The 12,922-nt window shown below is 71.8% G+C and carries 13 protein-coding genes and 1 riboswitch; of the genes, 8 read left to right on the forward strand and 5 right to left on the reverse strand.

The window, feature by feature from the left end; all coding sequences use genetic code 11:
* Window positions 1-18: 18 nt before the first annotated feature.
* From ACGFX9_RS01820 to ACGFX9_RS01840, 5 genes are all read left to right on the forward strand, one after another.
* Window positions 19-789 (forward strand): ATP-binding cassette domain-containing protein, encoded by a 771-nt coding sequence (locus ACGFX9_RS01820; protein ID WP_393463278.1) that lies wholly within the window; start codon window positions 19-21, stop codon window positions 787-789.
* A complete protein-coding gene (locus ACGFX9_RS01825) occupies window positions 761-2,845 on the forward strand; it encodes a YhgE/Pip family protein (protein ID WP_393463280.1) in 2,085 nt (694 codons plus the stop codon). Before ACGFX9_RS01820 ends, ACGFX9_RS01825 begins: the two co-directional genes overlap by 29 nt.
* A 29-nt stretch (window positions 2,846-2,874) precedes the next feature.
* Window positions 2,875-3,492 carry a TetR/AcrR family transcriptional regulator gene (locus ACGFX9_RS01830; RefSeq protein ID WP_393463282.1) on the forward strand — a complete coding sequence of 206 codons (618 nt, stop codon included), beginning with the start codon at window positions 2,875-2,877 and terminating at the stop codon, window positions 3,490-3,492.
* A gap of 379 nt (window positions 3,493-3,871) precedes the next feature.
* Entirely contained in the window at window positions 3,872-4,486 is a 615-nt protein-coding gene (locus ACGFX9_RS01835; protein ID WP_393463284.1) for a DUF4126 domain-containing protein, read from the forward strand.
* 45 nt (window positions 4,487-4,531) lie between these two features.
* A complete protein-coding gene (locus ACGFX9_RS01840) occupies window positions 4,532-6,058 on the forward strand; it encodes a phytoene desaturase family protein (protein ID WP_393463286.1) in 1,527 nt (508 codons plus the stop codon).
* 9 nt (window positions 6,059-6,067) lie between these two features.
* Here ACGFX9_RS01840 and ACGFX9_RS01845 read toward each other — a convergent pair whose 3' ends face one another.
* From ACGFX9_RS01845 to ACGFX9_RS01865, 5 genes are all read right to left on the reverse strand, one after another.
* Entirely contained in the window at window positions 6,068-6,961 is an 894-nt protein-coding gene (locus ACGFX9_RS01845) for a hypothetical protein (protein ID WP_393463288.1), read from the reverse strand.
* 45 nt (window positions 6,962-7,006) lie between these two features.
* Window positions 7,007-7,927, reverse strand: a complete 921-nt coding sequence (gene metF, locus ACGFX9_RS01850) for a methylenetetrahydrofolate reductase [NAD(P)H] (RefSeq protein WP_393463289.1) — start codon at window positions 7,925-7,927, stop codon at window positions 7,007-7,009.
* A gap of 89 nt (window positions 7,928-8,016) precedes the next feature.
* The gene (thiE, locus tag ACGFX9_RS01855; protein ID WP_393463290.1) at window positions 8,017-8,667 is read right to left on the reverse strand and encodes a thiamine phosphate synthase; all 651 of its coding nucleotides are present in this window, start codon (window positions 8,665-8,667) and stop codon (window positions 8,017-8,019) included.
* 86 nt (window positions 8,668-8,753) lie between these two features.
* Complete coding sequence (locus ACGFX9_RS01860) at window positions 8,754-9,119, reverse strand: Rv2175c family DNA-binding protein (protein ID WP_365495396.1); 366 nt, start codon at window positions 9,117-9,119, stop codon at window positions 8,754-8,756.
* Window positions 9,120-9,171: 52 nt separating this feature from the next.
* Window positions 9,172-10,338: an NAD(P)/FAD-dependent oxidoreductase gene (locus ACGFX9_RS01865; RefSeq protein ID WP_393465528.1), complete on the reverse strand. Its 1,167-nt coding sequence runs from the start codon at window positions 10,336-10,338 to the stop codon at window positions 9,172-9,174.
* A gap of 181 nt (window positions 10,339-10,519) precedes the next feature.
* Window positions 10,520-10,633: riboswitch (TPP riboswitch) on the forward strand.
* On the opposite strand from ACGFX9_RS01865, the gene thiO reads away from it, so the two are divergent.
* From thiO to ACGFX9_RS01880, 3 genes are all read left to right on the forward strand, one after another.
* Window positions 10,631-11,827, forward strand: coding sequence for a glycine oxidase ThiO (gene thiO, locus ACGFX9_RS01870; protein WP_393463291.1), 1,197 nt, complete (start codon window positions 10,631-10,633; stop codon window positions 11,825-11,827). It overlaps the preceding riboswitch by 3 nt.
* Window positions 11,824-12,042 (forward strand): sulfur carrier protein ThiS, encoded by a 219-nt coding sequence (gene thiS, locus ACGFX9_RS01875; protein ID WP_393463292.1) that lies wholly within the window; start codon window positions 11,824-11,826, stop codon window positions 12,040-12,042. The genes thiO and thiS overlap by 4 nt, the downstream gene beginning before the upstream one ends.
* Window positions 12,043-12,049: 7 nt before the next feature.
* A complete protein-coding gene (locus tag ACGFX9_RS01880) occupies window positions 12,050-12,844 on the forward strand; it encodes a thiazole synthase (protein ID WP_393463294.1) in 795 nt (264 codons plus the stop codon).
* The last annotated feature ends 78 nt before the right edge of the window (window positions 12,845-12,922 follow it).

Below are 12,922 nucleotides of genomic sequence, written 5' to 3' on the forward strand. Positions count from 1 at the left end.
TGGGTGCGAGGGGGAACGGTGGACGGTCCGACCGACGGTGCGCGGGGAGCCGCCGTCACAGCGGAGGGGTTCGGGCTCAAGGGACCGCGGGGCTGGGCGTTCCGCGGGGTCGGCGTCGACGCCGGCCCCGGGTCGCTGATCGCGGTCAAGGGCCCTTCGGGGACCGGCCGCACCTGTCTGCTGCTCGCGCTCACCGGGCGGATGCGCCCCACGGAGGGCGAGGCGGCGGTGGGGGGTTTCCGGCTGCCCAAGCAGCTGGCGGCGGTCCGCCGGATCAGCGCGCTCGGGCCCGTGCCCGGCGTGACGGATCTCGACCCGGCACTGACCGTCGCCGAGCATCTGCGCGAACGGGCGCTTCTGGCGCGGCGGTTCGACGGCTCACTGCGGGACCTCCTGAGGCCGCGGGCCGAGCGGGCGGCCGAGGCACGGCTGCGGGTCGACACCGCGCTGGCCGCCGCCGGGCTCGACATGGAGTCGCTGCCCAAGGGGCGGCGGACTTCCGTACGCGATCTGGAACGCCTCGAAGTGCTGCGGCTCTCCGTGGCCCTTGCCCTGATCGGCCGGCCCCGTCTGCTGGGCGTCGACGATCTCGACCTCAAGCTGTCGGACGCCGAACGGGCAGAGGCCTGGGCCCTGTTGAGGTCCATCGCCGACAGCGGCACGACGGTCGTGGCGGTGTGCAGCGAGGTGCCTGACGGTGTGGACGCCGTGTCGGTGTCGACGACTCGGACTCCCGAAAACGACGACAAGGAGACGGCTGATGCGCTCGCCGAAGCTCGCCTCGCTTGAGCTCAGGCGCTTCGGCAGGGGAAAGATGCCGCGCGCGGCCCTGGTCGCGCTCCTGCTGCTGCCCCTGCTGTACGGCGCGTTGTACCTGTGCTCGTTCTGGGACCCGTACGGCCGTCTCGACCGCATACCCGTGGCGCTCGTGAACGACGACAAGGGCGCCACGGCCGCGGGCAAGAAGCTCGCGGTGGGCGACGGCATCGTCGACGGCCTTGAGGACAGCAAGACGTTCGACTGGCATGAGGTGAGCTCCGCCGAGGCGCGTGAGGGCGTCGAGGACGGGACGTACTACCTGTCGCTGACGATGCCGTCCGACTTCAGCAAGCGCGTCGCGTCGAGTTCGGGGGACAGCCCGGAGACAGGCGCGCTCCAGGTCCGTACGAACGACGCCAACAACTACATCGTCGGGCAGATCTCGCGGACGGTCTTCTCCGAGGTGCGCACGGCGGCTTCCACGAAGGCCTCACGTTCGTTCCTCGACAAGATCTTCATCTCGTTCTCCGACATCCACGGGGCGACCGAGAAGGCGGCCAAGGGCGCCGACAAGCTCGACAGCGGCATCGGGGAGGCCAAGAAGGGCTCCAAGAAGCTGGCGAGCGGCCTGAAGGACGCCAAGGACGGCAGCAGTGACCTGGCCGGGGGCGTCAAGAAGCTCGACAAGGGCGCGGGTGATCTGGAAGACGGTTCCAAGCGCGTCTCGGACGGCACCCAGAAGCTGGCCGACAAGGTCAACGGCACCGCGGACCAGGTGCGGCCCTTCCTGAAGGACAACGGCAAGACCATCGGGGACACCGCCCAGCTGGTCGCCGACTCCTCCAAGGCCATGCGGCACAACCTGGACACCTGGGTGAAGCTCGCTCCCGTGGCGGCCAAGGGGGCGGCTGACGGCTCCAAGGTCATCGGCGACCTCTACACGGAGCAGTGCGAGACGGCCCCTCTTCCCGCCCCCTTCTGCCCGAAGCTCAAGGAGGCCAAGAAGTCCGCGGAGAACGTGTCGACCATCGCGGACGACATGAACACCTTGATCAAGGACCAGAACAGCGACGTCAAGGCGCTCGACAAGCACCTCGCCACGCTGCGGAAGAAGTCGCAGGCGCTCGCCGACCGCGCGCCGCACCTCGACGAGGACCTGAACACGGCCGTCACCCAGATCAACGACCTCAACAAGGGCGCGGGCAAGGTCGCCAAGGGCGCCAAGAAGCTGCACACCGGCCTCGGCACCGCCAAGACCGGCGCGAAGGACCTCGACACCGGCATCGGCAAGCTCAAGACGGGCGCGAGTGACCTCAAGGGAGGCCTGTTCAAGCTGGCCGACGGATCCGGAAAGCTGGCGGGCGGCCTGCACGACGGCGTCGGGAAGATCCCCGACTACGACAAGAAGGACCGCGATCAGCGCACAGACGTCATGGCCGACCCGGTGCAGCTCGCCTCCCAGTCGATGCACAAGGCGCCCAACTACGGCACTGGCTTCGCCCCCTACTTCATCCCGCTGTCCCTGTGGGTCGGCGCGATGGTGGCGTACATGCTGATCCAGCCGCTCAACCGGCGCGCGCTCGCCGCGGGCGCCTCCGCCTGGCGCATCGCGTTCGCGGGCTGGCTGCCGGTCGCCGCCCTCGGTGTACTCCAGACGGCGGCCCTGATGTCGGTGCTGCACTGGGGCCTTGGTCTGCAGATGGCGCGGGCGGCCGGCACGGTGGGCTTCCTCTGCCTGGTGACGTGCTGCTTCGCGGCGATCGTGCAGTGGCTCAACGCGCGCTTCGGAGCGGCCGGGCGGATCCTCGTCCTCGCGGTACTGATGCTGCAGCTGACGTCGGCCGGCGGCACGTACCCCGTCCAGACGAGTCCGTCCTTCTTCGGCGCGATCCACCCCTTCTTGCCGATGAGTTACGTCGTCGACGCTCTACGGAGGCTCATCACGGGCGGCGGTCTCGGCCCCGTCTGGCAGGCGTGCGTGGTCCTCACGGCCTTCACGGCGGGCGCCCTCGCGCTCACCGCGCTCTCCGCGCGCCAGAAGCAGGTGTGGACCCTGGACCGGCTGCATCCGGAGCTGAGCCTGTGAGAACCGAAAGACCTGTGACAATCAGGCCCATGGACAGCAGCGCAACCAGCACCCGGCGCGAGGCCACCCGGCAGAAGCTCTACGAGGCGGCCGTCACGCTCATCGCGGAGCAGGGCTTCTCGGCCACGACGGTCGACGAGATCGCCGAGCGGGCCGGGGTCGCGAAGGGCACGGTCTACTACAACTTCGCGAGCAAGTCGGTCCTCTTCGAAGAGCTCCTGCGGCATGGCGTCGGACTCCTCACCGCCTCCCTGAAGGAGGCGGCGGAGAAGGCCGCGGAGAGCGGCGGCAGCAAGGTCGACGCGCTGGACGCGATGATCCGGGCGGGCCTGGTCTTCATCGACCGCTATCCGGCCTTCACCCAGCTGTACGTGGCCGAGCTGTGGCGCACCAACCGCGCCTGGCAGTCCACCCTGCTGGTGGTCAGACAGCAGGCGGTCGCCGTCGTCGAGGACGTGCTGCGCGCTGGCGTCGAGAACGGCGAGCTCAGCGAGGAGATCGACATCCCCCTGACGGCCGCCGCGCTCGTCGGGATGGTCCTGGTGGCTGCGCTCGACTGGCAGGCCTTCCAGCCGGAGCGCTCCCTGGACGATGTGCACTCGGCGCTGTCCCGGCTGCTGCAGGGCAGGGTGAGCGGAGGGCGCTGAGCGCCCTGAGGCGTGAACGAAAGAAGCGCCGGTCCGGTGGCCTCCTGATCTCCAGGCGGCACCGGACCGGCGCTTCTCGCGTTCCCCCGAACTCCCCCGTTCGGTCCCCAGGGCGGTCATCCCCTGAGCCACCCCCGTGACCCCCGTGTCTCACTCCCGCCTTCGGCGGGGCGGGAGGAGCGGCCAAGGGCGCCGCGCCGTTCCGCCGCCCCGTGTCGGCGGTACGGTCGCTGCGCCCTTCTCCGTGTCCCTCACTCTTCCGTCTTCGCAGGTCGGGCCCCATCCGCGCTGGTACTCATCTCCATCACTAGGTACGGATACTCAGACCTGGGTGCTCATCCCCAGGCCGCCCGGTTCGCAACTGGTTACGATCGCGTCCGTGTCCGTACTCCCCCTGGTCTTCACCAGCGGCTGGGCAAGCGGGATCAACGCGTACGCCGTGGTCCTGCTGCTCGGTGTCTTCGGCGCGACCGGAATCTCCGACGAGGTGCCCGAGGCGCTGCAACGTCCTGATGTGCTGATCGTCGCCGGGGTGCTCTTCGCCTGTGAGGCCGTCGCCGACAAGATTCCGTACGTCGACTCGGTGTGGGACACCGCGCACACGGTGATCCGGCCGGTGTCCGGCGCGGTGGTGGGGGCGCTGCTCGCGGGCCAGAGCGGTTCGCTGCCCGATCTGGCCGCGGGCGCGGTGGGCGGTTCGACCGCGCTGGCCAGCCACTGTGTGAAGGCCGGGACGCGGATGGCGATCAACACCTCGCCGGAGCCGTTCAGCAACATCGTGGTGAGCATGGCGGAGGATCTCGGCGTCGCGGGGATCGTCAGCTTCGCGATGTTCCATCCACAGGCGGCGGCGATCATCGCCGCCGTGCTGCTGATCACCGGCTTGGTGCTGCTGTTCTTCCTGGTCTCGCGGATCCGGCGCTTTCTGCGCCGCAGGGCCCAGCGGCGCGAGGAGAAACGCCTGGCGGCGCACGCGGGCCGGCGGCCGGACTGAGGGCTCCCGGCGTGACTGTCAGTGGTGGCCGATAAAGTCCCTGGCATGGCACGGATTGTGGTGATCGGCGCCGGGATGGGCGCGATGGCGGCCGCCGCCCGGCTGGCCGTCGCGGGCCACCGGGTGGTGGTGCACGAGCGGTCCTCGACGTACGGCGGCTCGCTGGGCGGCGTCGAGCGGGACGGGTTCGTCTTCGACACGGGCCCCGGCCTCCTGCACCTCCCCGCCGTCTACCGCGACTTGTTCGTGAAGACGGGCAAGGAGCCCCTGGAGAAGTGCGTCGAGCTCTCCCAGGTGGAGCCCGCGGTGCGGCACGTCTTCGCGGACGGCACGGCGGCCGATCTGCCCAACGCCTCGCGCGCGGGCGTCGGCGAGGCTCTCGACGCGGCGCTCGGCGGCGGCGCGGGCGCCCGCTGGTCGGCGTACATGAACCGAGCTCGCGAGGCATGGGACCGCACCCGGCGCCCGCTGCTGGAAGAGCCGCTCTGGCCGAACTGGCAGGTCCTCGCCGACCGGGAGCCCTACCCCTCGGTGCCGCACAAGCGGCTGCTGCGGCGCGAACGGCGCGCGAGCACCCTCACCGAAGTCGGCGAGTGGGAACTGGGCGGCGACGCTCGGCTCCTCGCGCTCCTGGAGCAGTTCGCCCTCGCGCACGGCCTCGACCCGCGGACCACCCCGGCGAGCGCCGCCGTCCTGCCCTACCTGGAGCACACCTTCGGCGCGTGGTCCGTGCGCGGCGGGATGCGCGCCCTCGCGCGGGCCGTGTACGAGCGGTGCCTGGCCCGGCGGGTGGAGTTCGCGTTCGATTCCCCCGTCACGCGGATCGTCGAGAAGGACGGCCGCGCGGCGGGCGTCGAGCTCGCGGACGGTTCGACGCGGGAGGCGGACTTCGTGGTCGCCGGTCTCGCGCCCGGCGCATTCGACGGCTTGTTGTCCGGTGTATCCGGCTTGTCCGGCCCATCCGGTCTGAACATACGAGCGGAGGGTGAGGTGCAGGCCCGAACAGGACTCCCCAGCCGTCTCACGCTCCTGCTCGCGCTCCGCGGCGCCCGCCCGGACGGCACACCTCACCGCACGGTGCTGCACACTCCCGACCGCCAGGACGAGCTCGACCGGCTCTTCGGGGACCGCCCCGGGGTGCCCGGCGCCCCCACGCTCACGGTGCTGCGCCCGGACGATCCGGCGCTCACGCCCGACGCCGGGCACGAAGCGGTGACGCTGACGGCCACGGTGCCCGCGCACGCGGAGGTCACCGAGGCGGACGTGGAGCGGCTGCTGATACGCGCCGATTCCGTGCTGCCCGGGCTGCGGGAGCGGCTCCTGTGGCACGAGGTGCGCACCCCCGCCGACATCGCCGAGGCCACCGGCGCCGACGGCGGCGCGGTCCCGCCTCCGTCCCTCGCGGCGGGCGAGGGACGGCTGCTCCACCCGGCCAACAGCACGCGCCTGCCGGGGCTCTACGCGGTCGGCGGCTGGGCGCACCCCGGCGGCGGGCTTCCGCACGCGGGCATGTCGGGCGCGCTGGTCGCCGGTCTTGTCGTGGAGGGACCGGACTTCCGGGGCTCGCAGTAGGGCGCGCGGTCAGTACCGGTACTGCTCGTTGTACCCCGCGTCGTACCCGTTCCCGGGGGCCTGCTCGCCCTGGTACGGATACGGCTGCTCCGGCGGGAGTTCGCCGCCGTACTGCCCGTAGGGGTCCTCGACGCTGCGCTGCTGGGGCACCCAGACCCCGCCCGGCGGCGTCTCGTTGTACGTCCCGGCCTCGCTGCCGTACGGATCGGCGGCGGGGTAGGAGCCGTACTGCTGCTGGTCGCCGTAGGTGTCGTAGCCCTGCTGGCCGCCGTACGTCTGCGTGCCGATGTACGGGTCGGAGTACGCGGCGTACTGCTGCTGCCCCGTCTCCCCGTACGCGTAGGGCTGCTGGGGGTCATAGCCCGCGTTGGAGTACGTGTCGGAGTACGTTTCGTAGCCGTAGCCGCTGTCCGCCGCGGCGGCCTGCTGCTGGGCGTACGCCGCGTCGCTGTAGATGCCGTACTGCCCGGTGTCGTCGGGCATGGGCTCCGGGGCGTAGACCGCGTCCGGGGCCTGCTCCGGAGGAGGCGGACCCAGCGGGCTCGCCTGGCCGGCCTCTTCGTACTCCAGGTCCGAGACCTGGAGCGTCGGTTCCTGGGGGGCCGCGGCGCCCCGCTGCGGCGTCCTGCGGCGCTTGCTCAGGCCCGGCTGGCCGCCGAGCGCCCAGCCGGTCGAGAAGCCCCTGCGGAACGACAGCGTCACGTACGTCTGCCCCGTGGCGAAGGCGATCGCGCCCGCGCCGATGACCCACACCGACGGCAGCAGCACGCCGATGACCACGCCGAGGAAGCCGCCGAAGGCGAGCAGCCGCCAGCGCAGCCTCGCCTTGTACTGCAGCAGCACCTCGCCGAGCAGCCACAGCGCGACGCCGCCGAACGCGATGTAGAGGACCGTCCAGCCCATGTACGCCCCTCTCCCCACGGCCGCCGCCCCCTGGGGTACGGCCGGTCAGGCCTGGTGTTGATGCAGGCCCAGATTCTCGTAGATTTCCAGCGTCGCCGTGGAGTTGTTCAGCGTGATGAAGTGCAGCCCCGGCACACCCTCGGCAAGGAGACGCGCGCAGAACTCCGTCGCGAACTCGATGCCAATGGAGCGTACAGCCGCCGGATCGTCTTTGGCTGTGAGGATGCGCTCTTTGAGCGCCGGCGGGAAGCTCGCGTTGCTGAGCTGGGGCAGCCGCTCCAGCATGCGCACGTTCGTGACGGGCATGATCTCCGGGATGATCGGCGTCGAACAGCCCGCCGCCTCGACCCGGTCGCGAAGGCGCAGATACTCCTCCGGGTAGAAGAACATCTGTGTGATCGCGTAGTCGGCGCCGGCGCGGCATTTGTCGACGAAGTGCCGGACGTCGGCGTCCCAGTCGGCCGAGCGCGGATGCATCGCGGGGAAGGCCGCGACGCCCACGCAGAAGTCACCCGACTCCTTGATCAGCTGAACGAGTTCCGCGGCGTACGTGAGGCCCTGGGGGTGCTTGACCCAGTCCGCGAGCGGGTCGCCGGGCGGGTCGCCGCGGACCGCGAGCATGTTCCTGATCCCGGCGTCCGCGTACTGCCCGATGATGTTGCGCAGTTCGGCCACGGAGTGGTCGACCGCGGTCAGGTGGGCGACCGGCGTGAGCGTCGAGTCGGCGACGATCTGCTCTGTCTCCTTGACCGTGCCCGCACGCGTCGAGCCGCCCGCCCCATACGTCACGGAGACGAAGCTGGGGGCCACCGCCTCGACCCGGCGCAGGGCGTTCCACAGGTTCCGCTCGCCCTTCGGGGTCTTCGGCGCAGAGAACTCGAACGAGTACGTCGTCTTGCCGGTCGCGAGCATGTCACGCACGGTGCGTGCGCGATCAGTTCTGGTGGAAGCAGTGCCTAGGGCCATACGGGCAGGTTAGCGACGGGGTGCCGCTACCGGCCAATCTCCGTCCAACCTGCGGACAGCCGCCCCGAAAGTTGGCCGAAGATCGACGATCAGGCCGTACGCAGCCGCTTCGCGAAGTCGGCCGCGGCGGCGCCCGGGTCGTCCGCCTCGGTGATCGCCCGTACGACGACGACGCGGCGGGCGCCCGCTTCGAGCACCTCGTCCAGATTGCCCGCGTCGATGCCGCCGATCGCGAACCAGGGGCGGGCCGTGCCGAGCGAGGCCGTGTACCGCACGAGGTCGAGCCCGGGGGCGTGCCGGCCCGGCTTGGTGGGGGTCGGCCAGCAGGGGCCGGTGCAGAAGTAGTCGACGCCGTCCTGCGTGGCCGCGGCGGCGGCCTCGCTGTCGGCGTGCGTGGAGCGGCCCACGAGCACGTCCTCGCCGAGGATCGCGCGGGCGGCGGGCACGGGCAGATCGCCCTGGCCCAGGTGCAGCACGTCGGCACCGATGGCGTGCGCGACGTCCGCGCGGTCGTTCACGGCGAGGAGCTTGCCGTGGCGGCGGGCGGCGTCGGCGAAGACCTGGAGGTGTTCGAGCTCCTCGGCCGCCTCCAGGCCCTTGTCGCGCAGCTGCACGATGTCGACGCCGCCCGCGAGGACGGCGTCGAGGAACTCCGGGAGGTCTCCCTGGCGCTTGCGGGCGTCCACACACAGGTAGAGGCGGGCGTCCGCGAGCTGCTCGCGGGCAGGCTTGGTGGCCATGGAGAGGTCCCCCCGGTTTCGGTGGCCCACGGGCCGCGCGCCCCGAAGGACGCGCGGCCCGTACGCCGGACGGTTTTCCGTTTCGGTCAGACGGCGAGCGCCTGGGCGCGGCGCTTCACCTCCGTGCCGCGATTCTCGCTCAGGGCCTGCGCGGGGGTGCCGGGCAGGGTCGGGTCAGGAGTGAAGAGCCACTCCAGCATTTCTTCGTCGGAGAAGCCGTCGTCCCTCAGGAGCGTCAGGGTGCCGGTGAGGCCCTTGACGATCTTGTCGCCGTCGATGAAGGCGGCGGGCACCTGGAGCGCGCGGTTCTCACCACGGCGCACGGCGATCAGCTGGCCTTCCTTGACCAGCTGGCGCACACGCGTCACCTCGACGTCGAGCATTTCTGCGATGTCGGGGAGGTGGAGCCAGGCGGGGACGAGAGCATCAGTCTTTGCGTCAATCTCGGTCACGGGGTCAAGCGTATCGCTGGCCACCGACAACGGCCGTGGAGCGGGCTCCCTCCTACGCCGGTGCCGCCTTCTTCAGCGGTACCGCGGGGTCCGACGCCGCCTCCGGGGAGAGGCGTGCGCCCGCCTCGATCAGCTTGCGGCCCTGCGCCAGGTCCCGGGGGCGGCCCACCGCCAGGACCGCCACCAGGACCCCGGCCCGCAGCCAGCACACGGTCCAGGCCGCACTCGCGGGGTCGCCCCGCCACACCAGCTCGTCGGCGGAGGCGTGGTGGCCCGCGTACTGCACGAAGCGGCCGAACTGCTCGGACCAGAAGTACGGGACGGGGTCGTACGCCGAAGGGGTCTCGCCGATGATGTTCGCCGCCACCGTGCGCGGGCCCTGGAGCGCGTTGTCCCAGTGATGGACGAGAAGACGCTCGCCATACCTTCCCGAAGGGAAGGAGGAGCAGTCGCCGACCGCGTACACATCGGGTTGCGACGTCCTCAGGTGGTCGTCGGCGAGTACCTCCCGGTGGGCACCCAGGGTGATGCCGGAGCCCGCGAGCCAGTCCGTGGCGGGGCGGGCGCCGATGCCGACGACGACCGCGTCCGCGGGCAGGCGCGTGCCGTCGTCCAGGAGGACGCTGCCGGGCTCGACGCGCCGCACGCGCGCGTGGGTGCGCAGTTCGGCCCCCGAGCCCGCGTACCAGGCGGCCATCGGCGCTGCGACCTCAGCGGGCAGCGCCCCGGCGAGCGGCCGTCCGGCGGCCTCGACGACGGTGACGGCGCAGCCCGCCTCGCGTGCGGCGGTCGCGAACTCGGCGCCGATCCAGCCCGCGCCGACGACCACGATGCGGTGCTGCTCGGCGAGCACGGGCCGCAGCCGTTCGGCGTCGTCGAGGGTGCGCAGGAGGTGGACGCCGGGGACCCCTTCGGCGCCGGGCAGCAGGATCGGTTCGGCGCCGGTGGCGATGACCAGGGCGTCGTAGGGCACCGGGCCGGTGGCCGTGTCCAGCTCGTGGTCGGCCGGGCGCAGGCCCGTGACCTCGTGGCCCAGGCTCAGTTCGATGCCGAGCGCCTCGAAGTCGATGTCGAAGGCGGAGCCCTCCGCCTTGCCGAGCAGCACGGCCTTGGACAGCGGCGGCCTGTCGTACGGCTGATGCGGTTCCGCGCCGATCAGGGTGAGCGCACCGGCGAAACCCTGCTCGCGCAGGGCCACGGCGGTCTGCACCCCGGCCATCCCCGCACCGACGATGACAACCTGCTGTCCTGCCTGCCTCTGCTCGATCACCAGCTCACTCTAGGACGGCGGAAGGTGCCGGTCTCAGGGCGCGGCAGGGAGATCTCTGACACACCGTCACTGCCCGTGCACGGGCAGCTCCCCTACTGCCGTCGGAGGCGACGCGTTAAGGTGGCCGGTGCAGAGCACTCGCGGGAGCCCGGACGCACCGGGCTGAGAGGGAGGCTGGGACGGCCTCCGACCGTACGAACCTGATCCGGGTCATGCCGGCGAAGGGAGGGGCTGGACGCCCATGCATCCATCTTCACCACCCCGTACGACGACTACGGCCGACGTCCTGGTCGTCGGGGGCGGCATCATCGGCCTGGTCACGGCCTGGCGGGCGGCCCAGCGCGGCCTGTCCACCGCGGTCGTGGACCCCGAACCGGGCGGCGGCGCGGCGCAGGTCGCCGCGGGCATGCTGGCCGCCGTCACCGAGCTGCACTACGGCGAGCAGACGCTGCTCGGCCTGAATCTCGCCTCCGCGCGGCGCTATCCGCGGTTCGCGGCGGAGCTGGCCGAGGCGAGCGGCCACGATCTGGGCTACCGCGCGTGCGGCACCCTCGCGGTCGCGCTCGACTCCGACGACCGCGCCCACCTGCGCGAACTGCACGCCCTTCAGCAGCGGTCGGGGCTGGAATCGGAGTGGCTGAGCGGGCGCGAGTGCCGCCGCCTGGAGCCGATGCTCGCGCCGGGTGTACGCGGCGGACTGCGCGTCGACGGCGATCACCAGATCGATCCGCGCAGGCTCGCCGCGGCCCTCCTGGTGGCCTGCGAGCGGGCGGGCGTGGTCTTCCACCGCGCGTGGGCCGAGCGCCTGACGGTCGCAGGCGACCGGGCCACCGGAGTCGTCCTCGCCGACGGCACCGCCCTGGAGGCCGGTCAGACCGTGCTCGCGGCGGGCAGCCTCTCCGGGCGGCTCACCGGCGTCCCGGAGGGCGTCCTGCCGCCCGTTCGCCCGGTGAAGGGGCAGGTGCTCCGGCTCACGGTGCCGGAGCGGTACGCGCCGTTCCTGAGCCGCACCGTGCGCGCCGTGGTGCGCGGCAGCCATGTCTATCTGGTGCCGCGCGAGAACGGCGAGCTCGTCATCGGCGCGACCAGCGAGGAGCTCGGCTGGGACACGACGGTCACCGCGGGCGGCGTGTACGAGCTGCTCAGGGACGCCCACGAACTCATGCCCGGCATCACGGAACTGCCCCTGACGGAGACCCGCGCGGGCCTGCGCCCCGGCTCTCCGGACAACGCGCCGCTGCTCGGCCCGACCGCGCTCCCCGGCCTCCAGCTCGCCACCGGCCACTACCGCAACGGCGTCCTCCTGACGCCCGTCACCGGCGACGTCATGGCGCACGCCCTGACCACCGGCGAACTGCCCGACGAGGCGCGGGTGTTCACTCCCCTGCGCTTCGCCGGCACCCCCCGTACACAGCGCTTCATGGAGCAGCCCGCATGACTCTCCCAGCCGTTACCGCCGTCTCCGTGAACGGAGAAGCACGCGACGTGGCAGCGGGCACCACGCTCGAAGCCCTCGTCGCCACCCTCACCGCGGCCCCGTCAGGCGTGGCCGCCGCGCTCAACGAAACCGTCGTCCCGCGCGCGCGGTGGTCCACCACCCCGCTCGCCGACGGGGACCGCGTCGAGGTCCTCACCGCGGTCCAGGGAGGCTGATCCGACCATGGCAGACGACCCCTTCTTCATCGGCGGGCTCACCCTCTCCTCCCGCCTGATCATGGGTACGGGCGGTGCGCCGAGCCTCGACATCCTTGAGCAGTCCCTCGTCGCCTCCGGGACGGAGCTGACGACGGTCGCGATGCGCCGCCTCGATCCCGGAGTCCAGGGTTCCGTGCTCTCCGTCCTCGACCGGCTCGGCATTCGCGTCCTGCCGAACACGGCGGGCTGTTTCACCGCGGGCGAGGCCGTCCTGACCGCCCGGCTCGCGCGCGAGGCGCTCGGCACCGACCTGGTGAAGCTTGAGGTCATCGCGGACGAGCGCACGCTGCTTCCCGACCCGATCGAGCTCATCGACGCCGCCGAGACCCTGGTCGACGACGGCTTCACGGTCCTTCCGTACACGAACGACGACCCGGTGCTCGCCCGGAAGCTGGAGGACGTGGGCTGCGCGGCGATCATGCCGCTCGGCTCCCCCATCGGCTCCGGGCTCGGCATCCGCAACCCGCACAACTTCCAGCTGATCGTCGAACGCGCGGGCGTGCCGGTGATCCTGGACGCGGGCGCGGGAACGGCGTCCGACGCGGCGCTCGCGATGGAGCTGGGGTGCGCGGGCGTGATGCTCGCCTCGGCCGTGACGCGGGCCCAGGAGCCGGTCCTGATGGCCGAGGCCATGCGGCACGGCGTCGAGGCGGGGCGCCTCGCGTTCCGGGCCGGGCGCATTCCCCGGCGGCACTTCGCCGAGGCGTCGTCCCCCTCCGAGGGGATGGCCCGGCTGGACCCGGAGCGGCCAGCGTTCTGAGCGTCCCGCGCCTGTTACAGCTCGGCTGCAGTCGAGGCCCGAGTCCGACCGGGCGGGCGACCCTGTCAGCGGTGGCTC

It is taken from the genome of Streptomyces sp. NPDC048436 (assembly GCF_043200355.1).
Taxonomy (GTDB): Bacteria; Actinomycetota; Actinomycetes; order Streptomycetales; family Streptomycetaceae; genus Streptomyces.